This is a genomic window from Stenotrophomonas sp. 89682_Sma (genome assembly GCF_056481405.1).
Map to the genome: position 1 here is coordinate 2,092,409 of NZ_CM151147.1, position 26,673 is coordinate 2,119,081.

Annotated in this window: 18 protein-coding genes; 11 read left to right on the forward strand and 7 right to left on the reverse strand. The window is 65.8% G+C overall.

Translation table 11 applies throughout. The features are described 5' to 3' along the window. The first annotated feature begins 34 nt into the window (after positions 1-34). The 7 genes from prfB (at position 35) to ACZK29_RS09790 (ending at position 10,999) form a co-directional block, all read left to right on the forward strand. Positions 35-1,160 (forward strand): peptide chain release factor 2 gene (gene prfB, locus ACZK29_RS09760; RefSeq protein WP_099551678.1). Its coding sequence is split into 2 segments (ribosomal slippage): positions 35-109 and positions 111-1,160, totalling 1,125 coding nucleotides; the frame shifts between segments, so codons are not numbered across the junction. Positions 1,161-1,314: 154 nt separating this feature from the next. Then, positions 1,315-2,097 (forward strand): helix-turn-helix transcriptional regulator, encoded by a 783-nt coding sequence (locus ACZK29_RS09765; protein ID WP_111204698.1) that lies wholly within the window; start codon positions 1,315-1,317, stop codon positions 2,095-2,097. Positions 2,098-2,691: 594 nt separating this feature from the next. Further along, entirely contained in the window at positions 2,692-4,077 is a 1,386-nt protein-coding gene (locus tag ACZK29_RS09770) for an NAD-dependent succinate-semialdehyde dehydrogenase (protein WP_111204697.1), read from the forward strand. Between the two features lie 65 nt (positions 4,078-4,142). Next, on the forward strand, positions 4,143-5,783 hold the full coding sequence (locus tag ACZK29_RS09775; protein ID WP_111204696.1) for an acetolactate synthase large subunit: 1,641 nt from the start codon (positions 4,143-4,145) through the stop codon (positions 5,781-5,783). Positions 5,784-5,962: 179 nt separating this feature from the next. Then, entirely contained in the window at positions 5,963-7,474 is a 1,512-nt protein-coding gene (gene lysS / locus ACZK29_RS09780) for a lysine--tRNA ligase (RefSeq protein WP_111204695.1), read from the forward strand. 205 nt (positions 7,475-7,679) lie between these two features. Then, positions 7,680-8,825, forward strand: a complete 1,146-nt coding sequence (gene rpfG, locus ACZK29_RS09785; RefSeq protein ID WP_049429881.1) for a cyclic di-GMP phosphodiesterase response regulator RpfG — start codon at positions 7,680-7,682, stop codon at positions 8,823-8,825. Continuing rightward, a complete protein-coding gene (locus ACZK29_RS09790) occupies positions 8,822-10,999 on the forward strand; it encodes a response regulator (protein ID WP_164146920.1) in 2,178 nt (725 codons plus the stop codon). The genes rpfG and ACZK29_RS09790 overlap by 4 nt, the downstream gene beginning before the upstream one ends. 74 nt (positions 11,000-11,073) lie before the next feature. Here the strand turns inward: ACZK29_RS09790 and ACZK29_RS09795 are convergent, their stop codons facing one another. The 5 genes from ACZK29_RS09795 to betI all read right to left on the reverse strand — a co-directional run bounded on the left by ACZK29_RS09795 (position 11,074) and on the right by betI (position 17,897). Continuing rightward, a complete protein-coding gene (locus ACZK29_RS09795; protein ID WP_111204693.1) occupies positions 11,074-11,946 on the reverse strand; it encodes a crotonase/enoyl-CoA hydratase family protein in 873 nt (290 codons plus the stop codon). Between the two features lie 161 nt (positions 11,947-12,107). Further along, entirely contained in the window at positions 12,108-13,784 is a 1,677-nt protein-coding gene (locus ACZK29_RS09800; RefSeq protein WP_111204692.1) for a long-chain fatty acid--CoA ligase, read from the reverse strand. Positions 13,785-14,011: 227 nt separating this feature from the next. Further along, entirely contained in the window at positions 14,012-15,694 is a 1,683-nt protein-coding gene (betA, locus tag ACZK29_RS09805) for a choline dehydrogenase (RefSeq protein ID WP_111204691.1), read from the reverse strand. Between the two features lie 101 nt (positions 15,695-15,795). Beyond that, a complete protein-coding gene (gene betB / locus ACZK29_RS09810) occupies positions 15,796-17,268 on the reverse strand; it encodes a betaine-aldehyde dehydrogenase (RefSeq protein ID WP_111204690.1) in 1,473 nt (490 codons plus the stop codon). A gap of 38 nt (positions 17,269-17,306) precedes the next feature. Beyond that, complete coding sequence (gene betI, locus ACZK29_RS09815) at positions 17,307-17,897, reverse strand: transcriptional regulator BetI (RefSeq protein ID WP_005409501.1); 591 nt, start codon at positions 17,895-17,897, stop codon at positions 17,307-17,309. Positions 17,898-18,067: 170 nt separating this feature from the next. Between betI and ACZK29_RS09820 the strand changes: the two genes are divergently transcribed. Next, positions 18,068-19,618: a BCCT family transporter gene (locus ACZK29_RS09820; protein WP_111204689.1), complete on the forward strand. Its 1,551-nt coding sequence runs from the start codon at positions 18,068-18,070 to the stop codon at positions 19,616-19,618. Between the two features lie 151 nt (positions 19,619-19,769). Here the strand turns inward: ACZK29_RS09820 and acnA are convergent, their stop codons facing one another. Next, entirely contained in the window at positions 19,770-22,523 is a 2,754-nt protein-coding gene (gene acnA, locus ACZK29_RS09825; RefSeq protein WP_111205276.1) for an aconitate hydratase AcnA, read from the reverse strand. A gap of 260 nt (positions 22,524-22,783) precedes the next feature. Next, complete coding sequence (gene bamE / locus ACZK29_RS09830) at positions 22,784-23,155, reverse strand: outer membrane protein assembly factor BamE domain-containing protein (RefSeq protein ID WP_111205275.1); 372 nt, start codon at positions 23,153-23,155, stop codon at positions 22,784-22,786. A 191-nt stretch (positions 23,156-23,346) separates the two neighbouring features. Here bamE and ACZK29_RS09835 point away from each other — a divergent pair, with 191 nt between their 5' ends. Genes ACZK29_RS09835 through acnB form a run of 3 tightly spaced genes read left to right on the forward strand, consistent with a single transcriptional unit; the run spans position 23,347 to position 26,611 of the window. Continuing rightward, entirely contained in the window at positions 23,347-23,571 is a 225-nt protein-coding gene (locus tag ACZK29_RS09835; protein ID WP_005409505.1) for an AbrB/MazE/SpoVT family DNA-binding domain-containing protein, read from the forward strand. A 6-nt stretch (positions 23,572-23,577) separates the two neighbouring features. Then, a complete protein-coding gene (locus tag ACZK29_RS09840; protein WP_005416402.1) occupies positions 23,578-23,976 on the forward strand; it encodes a type II toxin-antitoxin system VapC family toxin in 399 nt (132 codons plus the stop codon). A 43-nt stretch (positions 23,977-24,019) separates the two neighbouring features. Further along, positions 24,020-26,611: a bifunctional aconitate hydratase 2/2-methylisocitrate dehydratase gene (gene acnB, locus ACZK29_RS09845; RefSeq protein ID WP_111205274.1), complete on the forward strand. Its 2,592-nt coding sequence runs from the start codon at positions 24,020-24,022 to the stop codon at positions 26,609-26,611. Positions 26,612-26,673: the final 62 nt, after the last annotated feature.

Below are 26,673 nucleotides of genomic sequence, written 5' to 3' on the forward strand. Positions count from 1 at the left end.
TTGGCAGTCATCTTTTGAATGCATAACCGCCGACATGATCGAACTGAATCCTGTCCGCCAGCGCATCACCGATCTGACCGATCGCGTGCTGTCGCTTCGGGGGTATCTTTGACTACGACGCCAAGAAAGAGCGTCTTGAAGAAGTAACACGGGAGCTGGAAAGCCCCGATGTCTGGAACAACGCCGAGTACGCCCAGAACCTGGGCCGCGAACGTTCCAGCCTGGAAAAGACCGTGGGCGGCATCGCCTCGGTGCTGGACGGCCTGACCGACGCCACCGAGCTGCTGGAGCTGGCCGAGTCCGAGCAGGACGAGGACACCGCACTGGCCGTGGTCGCCGACCTGGACAAGCACCAGGCGCACGTCGAAAAGCTGGAGTTCCAGCGCATGTTCTCCGGCGAGATGGACAATGCGGCGGCGTTCGTCGACATCCAGGCCGGTGCCGGTGGCACCGAAGCCCAGGACTGGGCCGAGATCCTGCTGCGCATGTACCTGCGCTGGTGTGAATCGCGCGGCTGGAAGACCGAGCTGATGGAAGTCTCCGGTGGCGACGTCGCCGGCATCAAGTCGGCCACGCTGCGCGTGGAAGGCGACTACGCCTACGGCTGGCTGAAGACCGAGACCGGCGTGCACCGCCTGGTGCGCAAGTCGCCGTTCGACTCGGACAACCGCCGCCACACCAGCTTCACCTCGGTGTTCGTGTCGCCGGAAATCGATGACAACATCGACATCACCATCAACCCGGCAGACCTGCGGACCGACGTGTACCGCTCGTCCGGTGCCGGTGGCCAGCACGTGAACAAGACCGAGTCGGCGGTGCGTATCACCCATATCCCGACCAACATCGTCGTGGCGTGCCAGACCGGCCGCAGCCAGCACCAGAACCGCGACAACGCGATGAAGATGCTGGCCGCCAAGCTGTACGAGCTGGAGATCCAGAAGCGCAACGCCGAGAAGGACGCCGTGGAAGCGACCAAGTCCGACATCGGCTGGGGCAGCCAGATCCGCAACTACGTGCTCGACCAGAGCCGTATCAAGGACCTGCGTACCGGCATTGAACGCTCGGATACGCAGAAGGTGCTCGACGGCGACCTGGACGAGTTCGTCGAGGCCAGCCTGAAGGCCGGCCTGGCCGTGGGCTCCAAGCGCGTCGATGCCTGATCGACGCGCCTGCGCGGAGATCGTCACCCTCGCGCGCAACGCCGAGGGTGGCCGATCACGCGTTCTGTAGAGCCGAGCCCATGCTCGGCTGCTGTTGGCGCAGTAGCAGATGCGTCGAGCCTGGCTCGACGCTACAACGGGTACGGCGGTAGCGATGATGCGCAGCGAAAGTGAACGCAAGGAACTGGGCGGCTTCCTCAAGGCCTGCCGCGCCCGTGTCGACCCTGCCACGCTCGGCCTGCCGGCCGGGCGCCGGCGGACCCCGGGACTGAAGCGCGAGGAAGTCGCCCTGGCCATCGGGGTCAGCGTGAGCTGGTACACCTGGATCGAGCAGGGCCGCGAAGTGCGCGCATCGCCCGAGGTACTGGAGCGCCTGGCACAGGTGCTGCGCATGAGTGATGACGAACGCGCCTATGCCTTCGCGCTGTCCGGCTATGGCGTACCGCTGGAATCAGCGGACGAGAGCGTGACCGACGGCCTGCGCCAGCTGGTGGAGGCGATGCAGCCGATCCCGGCCTACGTACGCAACACCCGTTTTGACATCCTGGCCTGGAACCCGGCCATTGCCGATCTGTTCGTGGACTACAGCCAGCTGGCGCCGCACGAGCGCAACACGCTGCGGCTGATGTTCCTGTACCCGCCGTACCGCACGCTGATCCTCAACTGGGAAGAAATGACCCGCGGCCTGCTGGCCGGCTTCCGCGCGGCGATGGCGCAGGCGCCGGACAAGGCGCCGTTCCTGGCGCTGGTGGAGGACATTGCCGCGCACAGCGAGGAGTTCCGCCAGTGGTGGCCCGAGCACGATGTGCGCCGGTTCGATGAGGGTGCGAAGAAGTTGAACCATCCCACGCGCGGGTTGCTGGATCTGCAGTACGTGGCGCTGGTGCCGGAGAGCCGGCACGATCTTTCCCTGGTGACCTACCTGCCGCGTAGGTAGGTTGGTTGGCAGGGCTGCGGCCTGCACCCGCGGTAGTGCCGGCCGCTGGCCGGCAACCTCAGAAGCAACAGCAACAGCGGGCATTGCGTGGGATGGCGGGGCGGTGTCGGAGTGCGGGGACGCCGTAAACCCGTCCCTGGGGGCTTGGCAGCCGCATCCATGCGGCTGACACCCCGCACTCCGACACCGCCCCGCCTTCGACAGTTGGCCGGCGGCCAGTAGATCCACGCCATGCGTGGATGGTTTTCGTTTTGAGATATTTGATTCCGATGGAGATTCATCCACGCATGGCGTGGATCTACTGTGGCGACCGATTAGCGTCTGGGGCAGAGCCCCCTGAGTCAGGGGGCGGCCGCGAAGCGGCGGGGGTCTGGGAGCTGGTAAGTGGGGCCCGCGGTTCGCGCAGCGAAGCGTGGGAGCGGCAGCGCGCATGCGATGGGGCGTACCCGGGCGCAGCCCTGCCGACCAACCCCATTCAGACAGGTAAGTGCAGGTCACAGGATAAGCAGACGCCTTGTTGCTTCCGTCAATCGGGTCCACATTCCTGTGCAGGAGACGGGCCACCGCCCGTCGTCGAGACACCAGGAGACCTGCATGTCCGCTGCCCCCACCACCGCCATTTCCCGCGATCCAGCCACCGGCCAGCAGATCGCCAGCCATCCCTTTGCTACCGACGCCGAACTGGACGCCATCCTCGATCGCGGCCAGGTTGGCTTCGCCGCCTGGAGCGCCAGGAGCCTGGAGCAGCGGGCCGAGGTGCTGCGCGCGATGGCCGCTGTACTGCGCCGTGACCGCGAGAAACTGGCTGCGCTGGCTACGGCCGAAATGGGCAAGGTCCAGGACGAAGCGCTGGCCGAGATCGAAAAGTGCGCCGTGCTGTGCGACTGGTATGCCGATCATGGCGCGCAGTTCCTGCGCGACGAACCGACCCAGGTGCCCGACGACAAGGCCTACGTGTCCTACCTGCCGCTGGGCGTGGTGCTGGGCATCATGCCGTGGAACTTCCCGTACTGGCAGGTGATGCGCGCGGCGGTGCCGATCCTGATGGGCGGCAACGGTTTCCTGCTGAAGCCTGCCGAGAACATCGTCGGCACCGCGCAGCTGCTCGACGCCGCCTGGCGCGATGCGGGGCTGCCGGAGGGCACCTTCATCGCCGCCAACATCAGCCGCGAGGGCACCAGCCGCGCGATTGCCGATGACCGCATTGCCGCGGTGACGCTGACCGGCAGCGTGGCCGCCGGCCGCAGCATCGCTGCCCAGGCCGGACAGGCGCTGAAGAAGGTGGTGCTGGAGCTGGGCGGTTCCGATCCGTTCATCGTCCTGGCCGATGCCGATCTTGGTGCGGCCGTCGATGCGGCGGTGGCCTCGCGCTTCCAGAACACCGGGCAGGTCTGCATCGCCGGCAAGCGCATCATCGTCGAAGATGCGGTCTACGATCGTTTCGTGGCGCAGTTCTGCCAGAAGGTGCAGGCGTTGACCGTCGGCGATGGCCGCGACCCCGGCAACCGAATCGGCCCGATGGCGCGTCAGGATCTGCTTGAACAGCTCGATGCGCAGGTGCGCGCGTCGGTCGACGCCGGTGCGCAGCTGCTGGTCGGCGGGCACCAGCTCGATCGTCCCGGCGCGTTCTATGCGCCCACCGTGCTGGCCGGGGTTGAGCCGGGCATGCAGGCCTTCGATACCGAGACCTTCGGGCCGGTGGCCTCGATCAGCCGCGCCCGTGATGCCGACCATGCGGTGGAACTGGCCAACCAGAGCGAATTCGGCCTCAGCGGCAACCTGTGGACCGGCGATCGTGCCCGTGCGATGCAGCTGGCGCGCCGGCTGCAGACCGGCGGCGTGTTCGTCAACGGCTTCTCGGCCTCCGACCCGCGCGTGCCGATCGGTGGCGTGAAGAAGAGCGGCTTCGGACGCGAGCTCTCGCACTTCGGCATCCGCGAGTTCGTCAATGCGCAGACGGTGTGGTTCGACAAGCGTTGACGCGCGGCTTCCATCCCTCCTGCAACGATCCACCATCAGTTCAGCGAAAAAAGGACGGCATTCCCATGTCCAAGGGTTCAGACCTGCTCGTCGCCGCACTTGAGAACGAAGGCGTCGAGCGCATTTTCGGCATTCCCGGCGAAGAGAACCTCGACGTCGTCGAATCGCTGCGCCATTCCAGCATCGAGCTGGTGATCACCCGCCACGAACAGGCGGCGGTGTTCATGGCCGCCACCTACGGTCGCCTCACCGGCAAGCCGGGCGTGTGCCTGGCCACGCTCGGTCCGGGCGCGCTCAATTTCACCACCGGCGCCGCCTACGCGCTGCTTGGCGCGTGGCCGGTCATCATGATCACCGGCCAGAAGGGCATCGTCGCCAGCAAGCAGGCGCGCTTCCAGATCGTCGATATCGTCAGCACGATGAAGCCGCTGACCAAGCAGGCGCGGCAGATCGTCTCGGCACGTACCATCCCGACCATCGTCCGCGAGGCGTTCCGTGTGGCCCAGGAAGAGCGCCCCGGACCGGTGCTGCTGGAGCTGCCGGAAGATATCGCGGCCAATGAAGTCGAGGGTGCGGCGCTGATTCCACCGCACGCGGTGGACCGGCCGATTGCCAGCCCGGAGGCGCTGGATCGGGCGGCAGAGATCATCCGCAATGCCAAGCGCCCATTGCTGATGATCGCCTCGGCCGCCTCGCGGCCACAGTCCAGCGGGGCGCTGTCGGCGTTCGTGCTGCGCGCCGGCATCCCGTTCTTCACCACGCAGATGGGCAAGGGCGCGGTGGCCGGTGGTTCGGGCCTGTACATGGGCACCGCAGCGCTGACCGAACGCGACTACGTGCACATGGCCATCGACCAGGCCGACGTGATCGTGACCATCGGCCATGAGGTCACCGAGAAGCCGCCATTCGTGATGCGTCCGGGTGGACCGACCGTGATCCATATCGGCTATTCGCAGGCGGCGGTGGAGCAGGTGTACTTCCCGCAGGTGGAGGTGATCGGCGATATCGGTCGCTCGCTGACCCAGCTGGCCGACCGCATCGAAGGCGCAGTGCCGAACGCCGACGCACTGCTGCCGCTGCGGGCGACCATCCTGGAGCATCTGGCTGACCGTGCCGAGGAGGCCGGTTTCACCCCGCAGCGGCTGGTGCATGACGTGCGCCAGGTGATGCCGCCAGACGGCATCGTGGCGCTGGACAATGGCATGTACAAGATCTGGTTTGCGCGCAACTACCGCACCCAGGTGGCCAATACGCTGCTGCTGGACAACGCGCTGGCGACGATGGGTGCAGGCCTGCCGTCGGCGATCATGGCCTCGATCCTGTACCCGCAGCGGCGGGTGCTGGCGGTGTGCGGCGACGGTGGGTTCATGATGAACAGCCAGGAGCTGGAGACCGCGCGCCGGTTGGGCCTGAACCTGGTGGTGCTGATCCTCAACGACGGCGCCTACGGGATGATCCGCTGGAAGCAGGCGGTGGATGGCTTCACCGACTACGGCATGACCTTCAGCAACCCGGACTTCGTCAAGTACGCCGAAGCCTATGGCTGCAAGGGGCATGAGGTGACCGCCATCGAACAGTTCATCCCGACGCTGGAGGCGGCGTTCAACGAGGGCGGGGTGCACCTGGTGTCGGTGCCGATCGATTATTCGGAGAACCAACGGGTGCTGGTGGACGAGCTGAGGCAGGCGTTCCCCGGGAACGGCTGACGCCGGACCAGGCGCGCCTGTGGGTGTCGACCTTGGTCGACACACGGACCGCCAACCAAGGTTGGCGGCTACCGGGGCGAGGGCGGCCGCCAAGGCCGGGGCAGGGCGGTTTTGGTATGCTGGGCAACCGGCCGTGCCGGGCGCAACATCCCCCCTCACTAAACGATTCCCGCAGATCCATGAGCGAAGCTACCGATACCCCCCCCGTTGACGAAAACAAGTTGATCGCCGAGCGCCGCGAGAAACTCAAAACGCTGCGTGGGCAGGGCATCGCGTACCCGAACGACTTCCGTCGCGAGGACTTCGCCGGCCGCCTGCAGGAAGAATTCGCTGATGCCGAACAGTGGACCGCCGAGGCCCTGGAAGGTAACGGCCGCCAGGTGAAGATGGCCGGCCGCCTGATGGCCAAGCGCATCATGGGCAAGGCCAGTTTCGCGCAGATCCAGGACGAGTCCGGCCGTATCCAGCTGTTCCTGCAGGGTGCCGTGCTGGGTGATGCCTACACCGCCTTCAAGGGTTGGGACGTGGGCGACATCATCGCCGTCGAAGGCGGCCTGACCCGTACCAAGACCGGCGAACTGTCGGTCAAGGCGGAGTCGATCCGCCTGCTGACCAAGTCGCTGCGCCCGTTGCCGGACAAGTGGCATGGCCTGGCCGACGTCGAGCAACGTTACCGCCAGCGTTACGTCGACCTGATCGTGACCCCGGAATCTCGCGCGGTGTTCATCAAGCGCTCGAAGATCATCCGTGCCATGCGCGCGTGGCTGGACAACCGCGACTTCCTGGAAGTCGAGACGCCGATGATGCATTACATTCCCGGCGGCGCGGCGGCCAAGCCGTTCACCACCCACCACAATGCGCTGGACCTGGACCTGTACCTGCGCGTGGCGCCGGAGCTGTACCTCAAGCGCTTGACCGTGGGTGGCCTGGAGCGCGTGTACGAGATCAACCGCAACTTCCGCAATGAAGGCGTGAGCACCCGCCATAACCCGGAATTCACCATGATGGAACTGTACGAGGCCTATGCCACGTACAACGAAATCATGGACCTGACCGAAGGCGTGATCCGTGACGTGGCCCAGGCCGTGAACGGTGGCACCGAAGTGGAATGGGACGGCGCGAAGATCGATCTGGGCCCGGCCTTCCGCCGCTGGCGCATGGATGAAGCGGTGCGGCACCACAACCCGGAAATCTCCGTGGCCGACTGCACCGACCGTGAGGCGTTGCTGCGTCATTGCGAGCGCTTGAAGATCCGCGTCAAGCCGTCTTACGGCTGGGGCAAGCTGCTGCTTGAGATCTTCGAAGCCACGGTTGAACACACCCTGATCCAGCCGACCTTCATCACCGATCACCCGGTGGAGGTCTCGCCGCTGGCCCGTGCCAACGACAACGATCCGGGCTATACGGATCGCTTCGAGCTGTTCGTCAATGGCAAGGAGCTGGCCAACGGCTTCTCCGAACTGAACGACCCGGAAGACCAGGCGCAGCGTTTCCAGGCCCAGGTGGCCGCGAAGGAAGGCGGCGACGACGAGGCGATGCACTACGATGCCGATTACATCCGTGCGCTGGAGTACGGCATGGCGCCGACCGGTGGACTTGGCATCGGCGTCGATCGACTGGTGATGCTGCTGACCGGCAGCAGTTCGATCCGCGACGTACTGCTGTTCCCCTACATGCGTCCGGAGCAGTAAGTCGCTTTTCTGACTCCTGATTGTGCGCGCCGTCGCGAAACGAGACGGCGCATTTGACGCCTCCCGCACTCGGCGTATCGTTAATGCACTACCTTGACGTCCGTTATGGCTTGATCGACGTCAGGGGGATGACGCATTGTGAAGAGTCCGCTTCACAATGCGATGACGATCATGAACCGGGACGCATGACACGGGAGTCGGGCCGATGCAGGGTGCGAGCGTTCGCAGCAGCAGGGTATCCTCGCCTGCTGATGATCCAGCATGGTCGAGAAACCAGGCGGAGTACGCGTTGAACATCGTCATTGTTGACGACCAGACGTCCGCGCGGACGATGCTGCGTCACGTCATCGAAGACATCGCGCCGGAACTGAGCGTGTATGACTTCGGTGATCCGCTGACCGCATTGGCCTGGTGCGAGGCGCACCCGGTCGACCTGCTGCTGCTCGATTACCGCATGCCGGAGATGGACGGGCTGGAGTTCGCCCGTCGTTTCCGTCGCCTGCCCAAGCACCGCGACATCCCGGTGATCCTGATCACCGTGGTCGGCGATGAGCCGATCCGCCAGGCGGCGCTGGAAGCGGGGGTCATCGACTTCCTGGTCAAGCCGATCCGCCCGCGCGAACTGCGCGCCCGCTGCTACAACCTGCTGCAGCTGCGCCAGCAGACCGAGAACGTGAAGCAACGCGCGTTGTCGCTGGAGCAGCGTTTGCTGGCCAGCATGCATGAGGTCGAGGAGCGCGAACGCGAGACCCTGTCGCGATTGGCGCGGGCGATCGAGTTCCGTGATGCCGGCACCAGTGCCTACCTCGAACGCATGGCACGGGTTGCGGGGCTGATCGCCGAGCAGCTGGGCCTGCCCGAAGACGACGTGCGCCTGATCGAGATGGCGGCGCCGCTGCATGACATGGGCAAGATCGCCATTCCCGATGCGGTGCTGCTCAAGCAGGGCAAGCTCAACGACGAGGAGCTGGCGATCATGCGCCGGCACCCGCGCATCGGCCACGAGCTGCTCAGTGGCAGCCAGAACCGTTTCATCCAGGTCGGCGCGCTGATCGCGCTGCGCCACCACGAGCGCTATGATGGCAGCGGCTATCCCGATGGCCTGGTTGGCGAGGCGATCCCGCTGGAAGCGCGGATCGTTGCTGTCGCTGACGTCTTCGATGCACTGATCTCGCCCCGTCCGTACAAGGAAGCATGGACCATGGAAGCCACACTGGCTTATCTGTACGCCCAGCGTGGGCGACTGTTCGATCCGCGCTGCGTGGATGCGCTGATGCGCGGTCGTGAGCAGCTGGACCAGATCTGCGCCGAGCATTCGATGGCGTCCGCCCGTCCGGGGCTGGGCGCGTGAAACGCCTGTTGTCGCGGCTGCGGCAGCGCCTGTCCCAGCGGCAGGACAGCGAGCACGGCCAGCAGATTGTCCGTATCGTCCTGATCAGCCTGATCCTTGCCTACGTGCTGTTGCCGGCGCCGCGCCACGATCTGCCGCATGGCCAGTACGTGGGTGTGCTGGCGATCGTCCTGACCGGATTGAGCCTGTCCCTGATGCTGTTCGGTTGGCTGCTGTGGCGACCGGCACGTTCCGATGCTCGCCGCGTGCTGGGCATGCTGGCCGACTACGGCCTGATCGCGGCCGGCATGGTGCAGATGGGTGAGCCGCTGGCCTGGGTCTACATCGTGGTGATGTGGGTGACGGTCGGCAACGGCATGCGGTTCGGCAACCACTACCTCTACGTGGCAGTGGCAATGGCCATGGTGAGCTTCGGCTTCACCGTACTCCAGACGCCGTACTGGATGCAGAACTTCCGCCTGGCCATCGGCCTCTGGCTCGGACTGGCCGCAGTGCCGCTGTACTTCTCCACGCTGCTGCGGCAGCTGACCGAAACGATGGCCGAGGCCCGGCGCGCGAGCGAGGCCAAGAGCCGCTTCCTGGCCAACATGAGCCACGAGTTCCGCACCCCGTTGAATGGACTCAACGGTATGACCGAAGTGCTGGCGACCACGCGCCTGGATGATGAGCAGCGCGAGTGCCTCAGTACCATCCAGGCGTCTTCGCGCAGCCTGCTGGCGCTGGTGGAGGAGGTGCTGGACATCTCTGCCATCGAGGCCGGCAAGCTGCGCGTGGTGGCCGAGGATTTCGCCGTGACCGACGTGATCCAGGCGATCGGTTTGATCCTGATGCCGCAGGCCAGGGCCAAGGGCCTGGATTACCGGGTGAAGGTTGCCGACGGCGTTCCAGCGCGCGTGCGCGGCGACGTCGGGCACCTGCGGCAGATCCTGTTGAACCTGGCGGGCAACGCAGTCAAGTTCACCGACCACGGCCGGGTCGAGATCCGCGTTGGTGTGGTGCATGCTGATACCAGCGGCGCGGTGCGGCTGCGCTTCGACATTTTCGATACCGGCATCGGCGTGGCGCCGGCGATGCGTGCGCGCTTGTTCGATGCCTTCGAGCAGGCGGATGTGAGCATGGCGCGCCGCCATGAGGGCACGGGACTGGGCACGACCATCGCCAAGGGCCTGGTCGAAGCGATGGACGGCGACATCGGCTATCTGGAGAACCCGCCGCGCGGTAGTCACTTCTGGGTCGAGCTGCCTTTCGCGCCACCGCAGCCGATGGTGCCGGGCGCGGTCCCGACCCTGTCCGGCGAGGAGGACGCGGGGCCCGGCGGGAACGTGATTGCCTTTGCCGATCCATTCCTGCGCCATCGCGCGCGCGTGCGCAGCATGCAGATCCTGGTGGCCGACGACCACGAGGCCAATCGCATGGTTCTGCAGCGCCTGCTGCAGAAGGCCGGTCACCGGGTGCTGTGCGTCGACGGTGGTGAAGCCGTACTGGACGCATTGGCCGACAGCGAGTTCGATGCGGTCATCGTCGATCTGCACATGCCGGGCATGAGCGGGCTGGACATGCTCAAGGAACTGCGCGTGATGCAGTCCGGCGGTGGTCCACGCACGCCGGTGCTGGTGCTCAGTGCCGATGTCACGCCGGAGGCGATCCAGCGCTGCACCCAGGCCGGTGCCCATGCATTCCTGGCCAAGCCCGTGGTGGCGGTTCGGCTGCTCGACACCCTGGCCGAGATCGCCAGCAATGCCCAGTTGAGGACCATGGCCGCGCCGGTCGTGCGACCCGCGGCGACGGTGCAGGATGGCGTGCTCGACAGCAGCGTGCTGGACGAGTTGGCGTCACTGGGAATGGGTGAAGGGTTCGAGCGTGAGTTCATCCGCCAGTGCCTGGAGGATGCAGCGAGCTGCATGGGCAAGGCCGGGCAGGCTGGCGAAGCCGCACAGTGGGAGGTGTTCCGCGAGCAGTCCCACGCGATCAAGGGCGTGGCCAGCAATCTCGGCCTGATGCGCGCGTCCAACCGCGCCGGCGAGTTGATGCGGATGGCGGACTGGCAGTTGAAGGCCGAATGGCGCGTGCGCCTGGGTGTATTGCAGGACGCCATCAAGGAAGGCCGGCGTGCGCTGGATGCGCGCGCCGAGCGCCGCCTGCGGGGTGCGGCCGAGGATGGTGAGGCGCGCTGAGCCTGGGCGTGTGGTGTCATAAAAAAAGCCCGGCGGCCAACCGGGCTTGAACCCATCCTGGGGGAGGGAATGAATCAGGCCGCGTCGAGACCGGCGCGACGGGTCTGGGCCTTGATCAAGCGATCCATGGTACGCAAGGAGCGGTCGCCAAGGGCGAGGGCGGAATCGACCCACACCTTGGTGATCTCCAGCAGTTCGTCGTAGCTGACCGGCTGGGCAATGCTGCGTGCGGCGTTCATTGCCAGATAGGACTGCGGGGTGCGTTGCTGCTGGCGGATCAGCTCTTCAACCGCGGCACGACCTTCGCCCTTCTTCGCCAGTACATCGACGATGCCCAGCGCATGCATTTCCTCGGCGCTGTAGACACGGCCGTCAAGGATGATCTTCTCGGCCAGGTGCGGTGACACCCGCCGGCACAGGAACGAATAGGCCCCCATGCCTGGGAAAAGGCCGAACAGCACTTCGGGCAGGCCCATTCCGCTGCCTTCCTCGGCCACGATGGTGTGGCAGGCCAGCGCCATTTCCAGGCCACCGCCAAGCGCGTCGCCCTGGATCAGGGCGATCGAACGCACGTCGCCGCCGAATCCGGTATGCAGGTGGTGCACGCCTTCCACGCACCGCTGGGCGTAGTTCAGCAGGAGGTCACGGTTGCCTTCGCGGATCAGGCGGGTGAACAGGTCCAGATCGCCCCCCAGGTTGTAGGCGACGGCATCGGACGCCAGCACGAAATGCCGCAAGGTGCCGCTGTGGCGCTCGGCGGGGCTGCGGGTGATGGCCGCCATGAAGCTCCACATCTCGTCGAGCATGTCCTTTCGGCAGCACGGACGGATGCCGGTGGCAGCATCGGCATGCATGAACAGCCAGTGGGCATTGCCGTCGGCGCTGTCCTCGGTACGGATGGTGGCAAAACGCGAGCCGCTGCTGGGCAGCTTTTCGATGGTACTCATGGAAGGGTCCTCGGCATGCGGCCCGCAGAGTCAGGTGGGTGGCCGGCGGGCCGAACGGTCCACACACGCGGCGATGCTACACCGCCACCGGGGCGCCGCATGCGAAAGGGCCCGGAACGTTTCCGTCCCGGGCCCGAAGCCGTTCAAATTGCCCGAAACCCTTACTGGGCCGGCGTATCGCGGAGTTCGCGACGGAGGATTTTGCCGACGTTGGTCTTCGGCAGCTCCTTTCGGAATTCTACGATTTTGGGGTGCTTGTAGCCGGTCAGGTTGGCCCGGGCATGCTCCTTGACCATTTCGGCGGTCAGGTTCGGGTCCTTCTTCACGATGACCACCTTGACCACCTCGCCGGATTTCTCGTCCGGCACGCCGACCGCAGCCACTTCCAGCACGCCGGGCATCATCGCGATGACATCCTCGACTTCGTTCGGGTACACGTTGAAGCCGGACACCAGGATCATGTCCTTCTTGCGGTCGACGATGTAGAAGAAGCCCTGTTCGTCCATCTTCGCCATGTCGCCGGTGTGCAGCCAGCCGTCGGTGTCGATGGCCTTGTCGGTTTCCTCCGGACGCTGCCAGTAGCCCTTCATCACCTGGGGGCCCTTGATGCAGAGTTCGCCGACTTCGCCCAGCGGCAGGATGTTGCTGTTGTCATCCTTGATGCAGGCATCGGTGGACGGGATCGGCAGGCCGATCGAACCGTTGTACTCGGTGAGGGTAAGCGGGTTGATGCAGGCCGCCGGCGACGTCTCGGTCAGGCCATAGGCCTCGACCAGGGTAACGCCGGTGACCTTTTTCCAGCGTTCGGCCACGGCGCGCTGCACGGCCATGCCGCCACCCAGGGTGACCTTCAGCGACGAGAAGTCCACCGTGTCGAAACCGGGGGTATTGAGCAGGCCGTTGAACAGCGTGTTGACGCCGGTGATGGCGGTGAAGCGCACCGACTTGAGTTCCTTGACGAAACCCTTCATGTCGCGCGGATTGGTGATCAGGTGGTTGCAGCCACCGAACTTCATGAAGACCAGGCCGTTCGCCGTCAGTGCGAAGATGTGGTACAGCGGCAGGGCGGTGATGATCCACTCCTTGCCCATCTCGATGCCTGACGCACTGATCCAGGCCGAGGCCTGCTGCATGTTGGCGATCAGGTTGCGGTTGGTCAGCATCGCACCCTTGGCCACGCCGGTGGTTCCGCCGGTGTACTGCAGGAAGGCGATGTCGTCGTGGTCGATCTCGACCGGCGGGAGCGCGTGGCGGCTGCCCAGCTTGAGTGCCTGCCTGAAGCGGACGGCACCCTTGACGTGGTAGTTGGGCACCATCTTCTTGATGTACTTCAGCACGAAGTTGACGATCGCGCCCTTGGCGCCGAGCAGGTCGCCCAGGCCGGTGGTGATCACGTGCCTGACCGGCGTGTCGGCGATGACCTGCTCGACGGTATCGCCGAAGTTGTCGACCACGACCAGCGCGGTCACGCCGGCGTCGACCAGCTGGTGCTTCAGCTCGCGGGCGGTGTACAGCGGGTTGACGTTGACCACGGTGAGGCCTGCGCGCAGCACGCCGAAGGTGGCCACCGGGTACTGCAGGCAGTTGGGCATCATCAGGGCGACGCGGTCACCCTTCTTGAGCTTGAGCTCACCCAGCAGGTAGGCCGCGAACTGGGTGACCAGCGCATCGGTCTCACCGTAGGTGAGCACCTTGCCGAAGCTGGAGTAGGCCGGACGGTCGCGGAATTTCGCGACCGAAGCGTCGAAGACCGAAGCTACCGAATGGAACTCGTTGACGTCGATTTCGGCGGGAACGCCTTTCGGATAGCTCTGCAGCCAGGGACGATCCAGACTCATATTCCCCCTCCAGGAATCGTGATGTATTAGGTTCCGGCCCTGAGCGTAGCGACAATGGCCGTTCATTGCAGCATACCCCGCCGTAGGGAAAACGCGAAGAGGGGTTTGCGAGGCGCATTGTGCGAACGCGTCAAACGCCGCCGGGCATGGCCCGGCGCTACCGAAGGCAGGACGCGCCTGGTAGCGCCGGGCCATGCCCGGCGGGTGTTTCACCGTGAGCGGCTGGCTCAGCCCTGCTTGCGCACCGGTGCACCATTGGCCTTGTAGTACGGCGCGGTGCTGCGGGCCAGCGGGGTGCGGCCGCGGATCACGTCGGCCAGCTTCTCGGCCATCATGATGGTCGGCGCGTTGAGGTTGCCGGTCACCACCTGCGGCATGATCGAGGCATCGACGATACGCAGGCCTTCCAGGCCGTGCACGCGGCCCTGGCCATCGACCACCGCCATCGGATCATCGGCGTGGCCCATCTTGTTCGAGCACGACGGGTGGTAGGCGGTCTCGGCATGCTCGCGCACGAATGCGTCGATCTGCGCGTCGGTCTGCAGCGCGCTGCCCGGCGAGATCTCGCGGCCGCTGTACGGGGCCAGCGCCGGCTGCGCGAAGATCTCGCGGGTGATGCGGATCGCCGCGCGGAACTCGCGCCAGTCCTGCTCGTGCGACATGTAGTTGAACAGGATGCTGGGATGTTCGCGCGGGTCCTTGGAACGCACGTGGATGCGGCCGCGGCTGGGCGAGCGCATCGAGCCGACGTGCATCTGGAAGCTGTGTGCCTTGATCGGGTTGGAGCCGTTGTAATTGATCGCCACCGGCAGGAAGTGGTACTGCAGGTTCGGCCAGTCGAATTCGGCGTCGCTGCGGATGAAGCCACCGGCCTCGAACTGGTTGCTGGCGCCGATGCCGGTGCCCAGGAACAGCCACTCGGCGCCGATCGCCGGCTGGTTGTACAGCTTCAGTGCCGGCGCCAGCGAGACCGGCTTCTTGCACTCGTACTGCAGGTACATCTCGAGATGGTCCTGCAGGTTGGCACCGACGCCCGGCAGGTGGTGCACCAGGTCGATGTCCAGGCTGCGCAGCAGGTCGGCCGGGCCGACGCCGGAGCGCTGCAGGATCTGCGGTGAGGCGATGGCGCCGCCGCACAGCAGCACTTCGCGGCGGGCGGTGGCACGCTGCGGCTGCTCGTTGTGCAGCCACTGCACGCCCACCGCACGCTTGCCCGAGAACAGGATACGGTCGGTCAGCGCGTGGGTGACGATGGTCAGGTTCGGGCGCGGCTTGGCCAGGTCCAGGTAGCCGCGGGCAGTGCTGGAGCGACGGCCCTTCGGGGTCACCGTGCGGTCCATCGGGCCGAAGCCTTCCTGCTGGTAGCCGTTGAGGTCGTCGGTGCGCGGGTAGCCGGCCTGCACGCCGGCCTCGACCATCGCAGCGAACAGCTCGTTGTTGCCGGCCTTCGGCGTGGTCACGCGCAGCGGGCCGTCGCCGCCGTGGTAGTCATTCGGGCCGATGTCGCGGGTTTCGGCCTTGCGGAAGTACGGCAGGCAGTCCAGGTAGGTCCAGTCTTCCAGGCCCGGCATGCTGGCCCAGTTGTCGTAGTCCATCGCGTTGCCGCGGATGTAGCACATGCCGTTGATCAGCGACGAGCCGCCCAGGCCCTTGCCGCGGCCGCAGTCCATGCGGCGGTTGTTCATGAAGGGCTCGGGATCGGTCTTGTACGCCCAGTTGTAGCGCTTGCCCTGCAGCGGGAAGGCCAGCGCGGCCGGCATCTGGGTACGGAAGTCGAGCCGGTAGTCCGGGCCACCGGCTTCCAGCAGCAGCACGCTGACATCGGCATCTTCGGTGAGGCGGGTGGCCAGCACGTTGCCGGCCGAACCGGCGCCGATGATGATGTAGTCGTACTCGTTATGGGTGCTCATGGGTGTCTCCTGCAGGCCGGGGCGCGCTGCATGCAGGCGTCCCGGCGGAATGTCGGATCGGCACGATGGCCGCACGATGGGGCGCGCGCAGGGCGCGCCGGTCAGAACACGCTGGCGTAGTCGCCCAGCTCGACCTGCACCGACTTGATGCGGGTGTAGTGGCCGAGGGTGGAGATGCCGTTCTCGCGGCCGACGCCGGATTCCTTGTAGCCACCCACCGGCATTTCGGCCGGCGATTCACCCCAGGTGTTGATCCAGCAGATGCCGGCTTCCAGGCGGTGGATGATGCGGTGGGCGCGGCTGACGTCCTTGCTGACCACGCCGGCGGCCAGGCCGAAGGTGGTGTCGTTGGCGCGGCGCACCACTTCGTCCTCGTCGTCGTAGGCGAGGATGCTCATCACCGGCCCGAAGATTTCTTCGCGGACAATCGTCATGTCATCGCGGCAGTCGGAGAACACGGTCGGCAGCACGTAGGCGCCATTGGCCAGCGCGCCTTCGGTGGCACGGCCGCCACCGGTCAGCAGGCGGGCGCCTTCGGCCTTGCCGCTCTCGATGTAGCGCAGTACGTTTTCCATGTGCGGGAAGCTGGTCAGCGGGCCGAAGTTGGTTTCGGCGGCCATCGGGTCGCCGATGCGGATGCGCTTGACGCGCTCGACCACGGCGGCCTCGAAGGCGGCCAGCATGCTGCGCGGCACGAACACGCGGGTGCCGTTGGTGCAGACCTGGCCGGAACTGAAGAAATTGGCCATCACCGCGATGTCGGCGGCGCGGTCCAGGTCGGCATCATCGCAGATCACCAGCGGCGACTTGCCGCCCAGTTCCATGGTCACTTCCTTCAGCGACGAGGAGGCGGCGCTGGCCATCACCTTCTTGCCGGTGGCAACGCCGCCGGTGAAGGAGATCTTCTCGATCACCGGATGCTCGGTCAGCCACTGGCCGATCTCGCGGCCCGGGCCCTGCACGACGTTGAATACGCCGGCCGGAACACCGGCTTCGGTGTAGATCTCGGCCAGCCGGATTGCGGTCAGCGGCGTCACTTCGGACGGCTTGAACACCATCGCGTTGCCCGCGGCCAGTGCCGGGGCCGACTTCCACATGGCGATCTGGATCGGGTAGTTCCAGGCACCGATGCCAGCGACCACGCCCAGCGGTTCGCGTCGGGTATAGAAGAAGCTCGATTCGCGCAGCGGCAGCTGGATGCCTTCGATGGCGGTGGCCAGGCCGGCGTAGTACTCGACCACGTCGGCGCCGGTGACGATGTCCACGGTGGTGGTTTCGGCCAGCGCCTTGCCGGTGTCCAGGGTTTCCAGGTGGGCCAGTTCGTCGTTGCGCTCGCGCAGGAGCTCGACGGCACGGCGCAGGATGCGCGAACGCTCCATGGCAGTCATCGCGGCCCACACCTTCTGGCCTTCGGCTGCGCTCTGCACGGCACGTTCGACGTCGGCCTGGCTGGCGACCTGCACTTCAGCGATCACCTCGCCGGTGGCCGGGTTGATGGTCTTGAAGGTCTTGCCGCTGGTGGCATCGACGCGCTGGCCGTGGATGTAGAGCTGTTGGACGGGCAGGGTGGTCATGGGGCGTACTCCTTGGAAGGGGGCGGGTGCTGGAGCGCTTATAGCGCGACAGCCTGCAACTGGAAGTCGATGTAGCCGTAAGCGATGCGCCGGGACTTCTCGGCGTTGAACTGGCCGCCGACCAGGCTGCCGCGCAGCCACAGGCCATCGATCATCGCGGCCAGCCCGCGGGCGGCCAGGCGGGCCTGCGGGTGGGGCAGCAGGCGGTTGAACTGGTGGCACAGGTTGGAGAACAGGCGCTGGTCGTTGGCGCGCTGCAGCCGGGCCAGTTCCGGCTGGTGCATGCTCGCGGCCCAGAAGGTGAGCCAGACGCGCATCGCGGTGCCGTTGATCTGGCTGTCGTCGAAGTTGCCGTCGACGATGGCGCGCAGCTGCTCGCGTGGGTCGTCGCTGGCGTCGGCGCGGTAGCGGGCGACCGCGTCCTTCAGCTCGCGCAGGATCTGCCGCATTGCAGCATTGAGCAGGCCGTCCTTGTCGCCGAAGTAGTGGGCGACGATGCCGCTGGACAGCCCTGCCTTCTTCGCGATGGTGGCGACGGTCGCATCGGCCATGCCGATCTCGTCGATGGTCTGGAAAGTGGCCCGGATCAGCTGTTCGCGCCGTACCGGTTCCACGCCTTTCTTCGGCATTGTCTCTCCACGGATTGCGACCCGAAGGATCGGGCTGCCCGCCATTATGCTTTTTATTGATTGAACGTTCAATCAATAAACCCTAGGATGCGCTCGCGCCCCACGCCATGGGCCCGGTTTACCGGTCCGGCCCCGCCCATGTGCTCCCTCGGACTTGATGAGACGACCCCATGTCTTCCCTGGCTCATCCCAAGCGTTCGCCCCTGCGCTTGAACCGTTTTGTGTTCTTCAGTTCCTCGGTGTCGATCGGCATCCTCGGGCTGCTCACCGTTCTCTATCCCGAAGGCAGTGAGCACTGGCTGCAATGGGCGCAGGCCGAGGTCTCGGCGGCGTTCGGCTGGTGGTACATGCTGCTGATCGTGCTGTGCCTGGGCTTCGTGCTGTGGCTGGCGTTCTCGCCGTATGGCCGCATCCGCCTGGGCCACAACGAGGAATCACCGGCGTTCGGCTACGTCGCTTGGGTGTCGATGCTGTTCTCGGCCGGCATCGGCATCGCGCTGCTGTACTACGGCGCCTACGAGCCGCTGGACCATTTCCTCAATCCGCCCGGGCAGCCTGGCGGTACCGTGGCCGCCGGCCGCGAGGCGATGGTGCTGACCTTCCTGCACTGGGGCCTGCACGGCTGGGCACTGTATGCGCTGGTGGGCGTGGCGCTGGGCTACTTCGCCTACCGCCGCGACCTGCCGCTGGCGCTGCGCTCGGCGCTGTACCCGATCTTCGGTGAGCGCATCCATGGCCGCATCGGCGACATGGTCGATGGCTTCGGCATCCTCGCCACGCTGATCTCGATGGTGACCAACCTCGGCATCGGTGCGCTGGTGGTGCAGTCCGGCCTGGTCTACCTGTTCCACATCCCGGATACGCCGCAGGTGCTGGTGGCGATCGTGCTGGTGATGATGGTGGTGGCCACTATCGGTGTGGTTGCCGGCGTGGAGAAGGGCATCGCCTGGCTCTCCAACCTCAACGTGCGCCTGCTGTGTGGCCTGCTGCTGTTCGTGCTGGTCACCGGCCCGACCCTGCACCTGTTCGATGGCCTGATCCAGAACACCGGCGACTACCTGGGCGCCTTCGTGCGCAAGAGCTTCGACATGTACCTCAACGACCCGAAGGGCCGTGAGTGGATGGGCTCGTGGACGCTGTTCTACTGGGCGTGGTGGATTGCCTGGGCACCGTTCGTCGGTCTTTTCGTGGCGCGCATCTCGCGTGGCCGCACCATCCGCGAAGTGATCATGGGCGTGCTGCTGATCCCGCTCGGCTTCACCCTGGCCTGGCTGTCGATCTTCGGCAATACCGCCATCGACCTGGTGCTGAACCACGGCCAGTCGATCCTGGGGGAGGTGGCCCAGCACGATGCGGCGATGACGCTGTTCAAGCTGCTCGAGTACCTGCCTGCAGCGCCATACGTGGCCGGTGCCGCGGTGGTGATCGGCTTCGTGCTGTTCCTGACTCCGGTTGATTCGGGCACGCTGATGATCGCCAACCTGTGCACCCGTCGTGTCGATGACGGCGTGGAGGACGGTCACGATGCACCGATCTGGCTGCGCGTGTTCTGGGCGGCCGGCATTACCGTGGCCAGCGTTGGCCTGCTGCTGGCCGGCAACTTCAGTGCGATGCAGACCGCGGTGGTGCTGTGCGGCCTGCCGTTCTCGTTCACCCTGGCGTTCTACATGTGGGGCCTGCTGAAGGCGCTGCGCACCGACCCGGATGCGCCACGCCGCTGAGCGCGCACCTGGCGCCCATCCCGGTGCCGCCGGAGATGCGGTAGAGCCAGGCCATGCCTGGCTGCAGAGAAACAGGAAGGGCCGGATCCGCGAGGATCCGGCCCTTTTGTTGGGTAGTCGACTAGCAGTCGACTCTACCGAGAGCGGGACGTTACTTGCTGGCCAACTGGCGCAGCACGTACTGCAGCAGGCCGCCGTGGCGGAAGTACTCCACTTCCTTCGGGGTCAGCAGCATCACCGACACCTCGAAGGTCTTCTTCGTGCCATCGGCCTTGGTGGCGGTGACCGTGGCGCGCTTGCTGGCGCCGTCCTGCAGGCCGGTGATGTCGATCACCTCCGAGCCATCCAGGCCCAGGCTCTGTGCGTTCTCACCGTTGCGGAACTGCAGCGGCAGCACGCCCATGCCGACCAGGTTGGAGCGGTGGATGCGCTCGAAGCTTTCGGCGATGACCGCCTTCACTCCCAGCAGCAGGGTGCCCTTGGCCGCCCAGTCACGCGACGAGCCGGTGCCGTATTCCTTGCCGGCCAGCACCACCAGCGGCACCTTGTCGGCCTTGTACTTCATGGCCGCGTCGTAGATCGCCAGCTTTTCCGGCTGGCCACCGTTGGCCGGGTAGTACAGGGTGTTGCCGCCTTCCTCGCCACCGAACATCAGGTTCTTGATGCGGATGTTGGCGAAGGTGCCGCGCACCATCACGTCATCGTTGCCGCGGCGGCTGCCATAGCTGTTGAAGTCGGCCGGCTGCACGCCGCGCTCCTGCAGGAAACGGCCTGCCGGCGAGTCCTTCTTGATGTTGCCGGCCGGGGAGATGTGGTCGGTGGTGATCGAGTCGCCGAACAGGCCCATCACGCGTGCGCCATGCACGTCGTCGATGCTGCCGGTCTGCATGGTCATGCCATCGAAGTACGGCGGGTTCTTGATGTAGGTGGAGGCATCGCTCCACTCGTACAGATTGCCGTCCGGCGAGGCGATGGTGTTCCAGCGGGTGTCACCCTTGAACACATCGGCGTAGTTCTGCTTGAACATCTCCGGGCCGATGGTGGCGGCGATGACATCGCCGATTTCCTTGTTGCTCGGCCAGATGTCGCGCAGGAACACCGGCTGGCCATCGCTGCCGGTACCCAGCGGCTGGGTGGTCAGGTCGATGTCGGTGGTACCGGCGATGGCATAGGCGACCACCAGTGGCGGGCTGGCCAGGTAGTTCATCTTCACTTCGGGGTGCACGCGGCCCTCGAAGTTGCGGTTGCCCGACAGCACCGAGGTCACCACCAGGTCGCCGGTGGCGATGCCGGCGCTGACTTCGGTCGGCAGCGGGCCGGAGTTGCCGATGCAGGTGGTGCAGCCGTAGCCGACCACGTAGAAGCCGATCTTCTCCAGCTCCTTCAGCACGCCGGCCTTTTCAAGGTAGTCGGTGACCACGCGCGAGCCGGGGCCGAGCGAGGTCTTCACCCACGGCTGGCGGTTGAGGCCCTTGGCGGCCGCGTTGCGGGCCAGCAGGCCGGCGCCGATCATCACCGCCGGGTTGGAGGTGTTGGTGCAGGAGGTGATGGCGGCGATGACCACCGCGCCGTCCTTCAGCCGCACCTTGCGGTTCTCGATCTCGATGTCGGCGAAGCCCTTGGCCAACTGCTCGTTGCCGACCGCGGCGCCGCCGCCTTCATTGACGAACGAGGACACATCCTCGCTGCGCTTGTCACGGTTGGCGGTCATGCCGACCAGCGCTTCGCGGTAGTTCTTCTGCACGTCTTCCAGCAGCACGCGGTCCTGCGGGCGCTTGGGGCCGGCCAGCGACGGCTTCACCGTGCCCATGTCCAGTTCCAGCGTAGTGCTGTACTGGGCGTGCGGGCTGCCCGGTTCGTGCCACAGGCCCTGCGCCTTGGCGTACGCCTCGACCAGGTTGATCTGCTCTTCGCTGCGGCCGGACAGGCGCAGGTAGTTCAGCGACTCGGCGTCGATCGGGAAGATGCCGCAGGTGGCGCCATATTCCGGGGCCATGTTGCCGATGGTGGCACGGTCGGCCAGCGGCAGGTGCTGCAGGCCGTCACCGTAGAACTCGACGAACTTGCCGACCACGCCCAGCTTGCGCAGCATCTGGGTAACGGTCAGCACCAGGTCGGTGGCGGTGGCGCCTTCGGGCAGCTTGCCGGTCAGCTTGAAGCCGACCACCTGCGGGATGAGCATCGACGACGGCTGGCCGAGCATGGCGGCCTCGGCTTCGATGCCGCCTACGCCCCAGCCGAGCACGCCGATGCCGTTGATCATCGTGGTGTGGCTGTCGGTGCCGAACACGGTATCGGGGTAGGCAACGGCCTTGCCATCCTTGTCCGCGGTCATCACCACGCGGGCCAGGTTTTCCAGATTCACCTGGTGGACGATGCCGGTGTTCGGCGGCACCACCTTGAAGTTGTCGAAGGCCTTCTGGCCCCAGCGCAGGAAGCCGTAGCGTTCCTGGTTGCGCTGGAATTCGATCTTGCCGTTGAGGTCCAGTGCGTCGGGCTTGCCGAACACATCGACCTGCACCGAGTGGTCGATGACCAGTTCGGAGGGAATCTGCGGGTTGATCTGCTCTGGCGAGCCGCCGAGCTTGACCACCGCATCGCGCATCGCGGCCAGGTCGACCACGCAGGGCACGCCGGTGAAGTCCTGCAGGACCACGCGCGCCGGCATGAAGGCGATCTCGGTATCCGGTTCGGCCGCCGGATTCCAGCGGGCCACGGCTTCGATGTGGTCCTTGCCGACGGTGATGCCGCCATCCTCGTGCCGGAGCAGGTTCTCCAGCAGGATCTTCATCGAGTAGGGCAGGTGGGAGATATCGAAGCGCTGGCCCAGCGTGGGCAGGCTGAAGTAGTCGTAGGTCTTGCCGCCGACGTTCAGCTGGCTGCGGGTGGAGAACGAATCGCTCATGCGGGGTAACTCCTTCTTGCGGATGGCTTGCTCTGGCCCTTGCGTGCAAGGGCCTGCTTGCGGTCGCCGGTGGCATTCCGGCCCCGGATCCTGCCCAGTATCGGCGATCCAGCGCCCGGCAATGACCCGGCTGGCTTGGAACGCAAGGTTACAGCGGTGTGTGTAGCCTTCGTGTCAGCGCGTGCGGTCGTCGCCCGCTGGCCCGAACGCAGACGGGACGCCCATGGGCGCCCCGTCCGGAAGTGCGTGTCGAGCAGGACTTACTTGCCGTTGGCGGCATCCAGCAGCGGATTGCCGGTCTTGCCAACAGCGTTGCTCTTGGACTTGGCCGTCAGCACACCCTGCTTGTTGAATTCCAGGACGGTCGCTTCCTGGATGTTCTTGCCGAAGGTCTTGAGCTTCACGTAGTCGTAGTACCAGACCTGGGTGTCGCCCAGCTGTTCGCGGCGGCCGGGTGCGCCGAACTTCTCACGGACCTGGTCCTGGCTGGTCTTGCCGACTTCCAGGGTGTCCATCTGCTGTTGGGTGATCTCGACGCCGGTGGTGTAGGCGCCGAACGGATTGGCGTGGGCTGCCGTCGTCGAAAGGGCCAGCGGGGCAGCCAGCATCAGGGCAAGGGTCAAGGCGCGCATGGAACATCCTTTTATGGCGGTAGGTGCGGGCGGCACGCGGTGCGTCCAGCCCGGGGCCGCAGCAGGTTGCTGCGGAGCCAGTCTAACCCCCGGATGCGACCAGCGCAGGATCGCGGTCACGGATTGGGCGGGTTTGTTCCAGATACTGCGAGTATGTATAATTCATGCATACTTTTTGAGGCGTACCCCCCATGGAAGCCACCGTTGCTGAACGCGGACAGATCACCCTGCCCAAGGCGGTGCGTGATGCCCTCGGCCTGACCAAGGGCACGCTGCTGAAGGTCGAGCTGGACGGCAGCCGCATCATCCTGCGCAAGAGTGTTGACGATGCCATTTCACGGGCGCGCGGCAAGTTCGCGCTGGACGGCTTCGAATCGTCCGACGCGGCGGTGCGCGCGGTGCGTGACGAGGAGTAAGCCGTGATGATCGCCGTCGATTCGCCGGTGCTGGTCGAGCTGCTCAGCAATGGTCCGCAGGCCGATGCGGTGGAAGCCATCCTGCGGCAGAGCCTGGTCGGTGGCCGCGTGGTGGTGTGTGGCGCGACCTTGGCCGAAGTCTGCGCATCGCTGCGCGGCGGCGCCGAAGTGCTGGAAGCACTGGAAGAGATGGGCGTGCACTTCAACCCGATGGAAGCCAAGTCTGCCCTGCGCGCCGGCGAGATGCACCGCCGTCATCGCCAGCGCGGCGGCAGCCGCCGCAGCCTGGACGAATTCATGGTCGGCGCCCACGCACTGCTGCAGTGCGACGGCCTGATCACCTGGAACGACACGTTTTACCGCGACTACTTCAAGGGCCTGAAGCTGATCGTGCCGCACGCCTGAGCCCACTTTGTTTTTTCAACCTACGCATTACCCGGGAGTTGTCATGTTGGAAGCCTACCGCCACCACGTCGCCGAGCGCGCTGCGCTTGGCATCCCGCCGCTGCCGCTGAGCGCGCAGCAGACGGCCGATGTCATCGAACTGCTGAAGAACCCGCCGCAGGGCGAGGCCGAGTTCCTGCTCGACCTGCTGACCCACCGCGTGCCGGCCGGCGTCGATGACGCTGCCAAGGTCAAGGCCTCGTACCTGGCCGCGATCGCGCTGGGCAGCGAGCAGAACCCGCTGATCAGCCGCGAGCGCGCCACGGAGCTGCTGGGCACCATGCTCGGCGGTTACAACGTTGCGCCGCTGGTGCAGCTGCTGGACGACACCAGCGTCGGCACCATTGCTGCCAATGGCCTGAAGAAGACCCTGCTGGTGTTCGACGCGTTCCACGACGTGCAGGAAAAGGCCAAGGCCGGCAACGCCAACGCCCAGGCCGTGCTGCAGAGCTGGGCCGATGCCGAGTGGTTCACCAGCAACCCGGAAGTGCCGCAGAGCCTGACCGTCACCGTGTTCAAGGTGCCTGGCGAGACCAACACCGACGACCTGTCGCCGGCACCGGACGCGACCACCCGCCCGGACATCCCGATGCACGCCCTGGCGATGCTGAAGAACAAGCGCGACGACGCGCCGTTCACCCCGGAAGAAGACGGCAAGCGCGGCCCGATCCAGCAGATCCTCGACCTGAAGGACAAGGGCCACCTGGTTGCCTATGTCGGCGACGTGGTCGGTACCGGCTCCTCGCGCAAGTCGGCCACCAACAGCGTGCTGTGGTGGACCGGTGATGACATTCCGTACATCCCGAACAAGCGCGCTGGCGGCGTGTGCCTGGGCGGCAAGATCGCGCCGATCTTCTACAACACCATGGAAGATGCCGGTGCGCTGCCGATCGAGCTGGATGTGTCGAAGATGGAGCACGGCGACGTCATCGAGCTGCGCCCGTACGAAGGCAAGGCGCTGAAGAACGGTGAAGTGATCGCCGAATTCCAGGTCAAGTCCGACGTGCTGTTCGACGAAGTGCGTGCCGGTGGCCGCATTCCGCTGATCATCGGCCGTGGCCTGACCGGCAAGGCGCGCGAAGCGCTGGGCCTGGCCCCGACCAACCTGTTCCGCCTGCCGGTGCAGCCGGCCGATACCGGCAAGGGCTTCTCGCTGGCGCAGAAGATGGTCGGCCGCGCCTGTGGCCTCCCGGAAGGCCAGGGCATGCGCCCGGGCACCTACTGCGAACCGAAGATGACCTCGGTCGGCTCGCAGGACACCACCGGCCCGATGACCCGCGACGAGCTGAAGGACCTGGCGTGCCTGGGCTTCTCGGCCGACCTGGTGATGCAGTCGTTCTGCCACACCGCCGCCTACCCGAAGCCGGTGGACGTGAAGACCCACCACACCCTGCCGGAGTTCATCTCCACCCGTGGCGGCGTTTCGCTGCGTCCGGGCGACGGCGTGATCCACAGCTGGCTCAACCGCATGCTGCTGCCCGATACCGTCGGCACCGGTGGTGACTCGCACACCCGTTTCCCGGTGGGCATTTCGTTCCCGGCCGGTTCGGGCCTGGTCGCCTTCGCCGCGGCCACCGGCGTGATGCCGCTGGACATGCCGGAGTCGGTGCTGGTGCGCTTCAAGGGCAAGATGCAGCCGGGCGTGACCCTGCGTGACCTGGTCAACGCGATCCCGCTGTACGCGATCAAGTCCGGCCTGCTGACCGTGGCCAAGGCTGGCAAGAAGAACATCTTCTCCGGCCGCATCCTGGAAATCGAAGGCCTGCCGGAGCTGAAGGTCGAACAGGCGTTCGAACTGTCCGATGCCTCGGCCGAGCGTTCGGCCGCCGGTTGCTCGGTGCGCCTGAACAAGGAACCGATCATCGAGTACCTGACCAGCAACATCACCCTGCTGAAGTGGATGATTGCCGAGGGTTACCAGGATCCGCGTTCGCTGCAGCGCCGTATCGAAAAGATGGAAGCGTGGCTGGCCAACCCGGAGCTGCTGGAGCCGGATGCCGACGCCGAGTACGCCGCCGTCATCGAGATCGACCTGGCCGACATCCACGAGCCGATCGTGGCCTGCCCGAACGATCCGGACGACGTGAAGACCCTGTCCGAAGTGGCCGGTGCCAAGATCGACGAAGTGTTCATCGGTTCGTGCATGACCAACATCGGCCACTTCCGTGCGGCTGCGAAGCTGCTGGAAGGCAAGCGTGACCTGCCGACCCGCCTGTGGGTGGCCCCGCCGACCAAGATGGACGCCTCCGAGCTGACCAAGGAAGGCGTGTACGGCACCTTCGGCGCCACCGGCGCACGCATGGAAATGCCGGGCTGCTCGCTGTGCATGGGCAACCAGGCGCAGATCCGCGAAGGCTCCACCGCGATGTCGACCTCGACCCGCAACTTCCCGAACCGCTTGGGCCGCAACACCAACGTGTATCTGGGTTCGGCGGAACTGGCGGCGATCTGCTCGCGCCTGGGCCGCATCCCGACCAAGGAAGAGTACATGGCCGATGTGGGCGTGATCGCCGCCAGCGGCGCGGAGATCTACCGCTACATGAACTTCGACCAGATCGAGGAATACCAGGACGTGGCCAAGACGGTCGCTGCCTGATGCGGTAGTGCCGGCCGCTGGCCGGCAACCCGGTGAAACGAAGAACCCCCGGTGAAGGCCGG

Bases quoted from the DNA above. Each gene is read 5' to 3' on its own strand.
- ACZK29_RS09765 (WP_111204698.1), top strand. From the start codon at position 1,315: ATGATGCGCAGCGAAAGTGAACGCAAGGAACTGGGCGGCTTCCTCAAG.
- ACZK29_RS09770 (WP_111204697.1), top strand. From the start codon at position 2,692: ATGTCCGCTGCCCCCACCACCGCCATTTCCCGCGATCCAGCCACCGGC.
- ACZK29_RS09775 (WP_111204696.1), top strand. From the start codon at position 4,143: ATGTCCAAGGGTTCAGACCTGCTCGTCGCCGCACTTGAGAACGAAGGC.
- lysS (WP_111204695.1), top strand. From the start codon at position 5,963: ATGAGCGAAGCTACCGATACCCCCCCCGTTGACGAAAACAAGTTGATC.
- rpfG (WP_049429881.1), top strand. From the start codon at position 7,680: ATGCAGGGTGCGAGCGTTCGCAGCAGCAGGGTATCCTCGCCTGCTGAT.
- ACZK29_RS09795 (WP_111204693.1), bottom strand. From the start codon at position 11,946: ATGAGTACCATCGAAAAGCTGCCCAGCAGCGGCTCGCGTTTTGCCACC.
- ACZK29_RS09800 (WP_111204692.1), bottom strand. From the start codon at position 13,784: ATGAGTCTGGATCGTCCCTGGCTGCAGAGCTATCCGAAAGGCGTTCCC.
- betA (WP_111204691.1), bottom strand. From the start codon at position 15,694: ATGAGCACCCATAACGAGTACGACTACATCATCATCGGCGCCGGTTCG.
- betB (WP_111204690.1), bottom strand. From the start codon at position 17,268: ATGACCACCCTGCCCGTCCAACAGCTCTACATCCACGGCCAGCGCGTC.
- betI (WP_005409501.1), bottom strand. From the start codon at position 17,897: ATGCCGAAGAAAGGCGTGGAACCGGTACGGCGCGAACAGCTGATCCGG.
- ACZK29_RS09820 (WP_111204689.1), top strand. From the start codon at position 18,068: ATGTCTTCCCTGGCTCATCCCAAGCGTTCGCCCCTGCGCTTGAACCGT.
- acnA (WP_111205276.1), bottom strand. From the start codon at position 22,523: ATGAGCGATTCGTTCTCCACCCGCAGCCAGCTGAACGTCGGCGGCAAG.
- bamE (WP_111205275.1), bottom strand. From the start codon at position 23,155: ATGCGCGCCTTGACCCTTGCCCTGATGCTGGCTGCCCCGCTGGCCCTT.
- ACZK29_RS09835 (WP_005409505.1), top strand. From the start codon at position 23,347: ATGGAAGCCACCGTTGCTGAACGCGGACAGATCACCCTGCCCAAGGCG.
- ACZK29_RS09840 (WP_005416402.1), top strand. From the start codon at position 23,578: ATGATCGCCGTCGATTCGCCGGTGCTGGTCGAGCTGCTCAGCAATGGT.
- acnB (WP_111205274.1), top strand. From the start codon at position 24,020: ATGTTGGAAGCCTACCGCCACCACGTCGCCGAGCGCGCTGCGCTTGGC.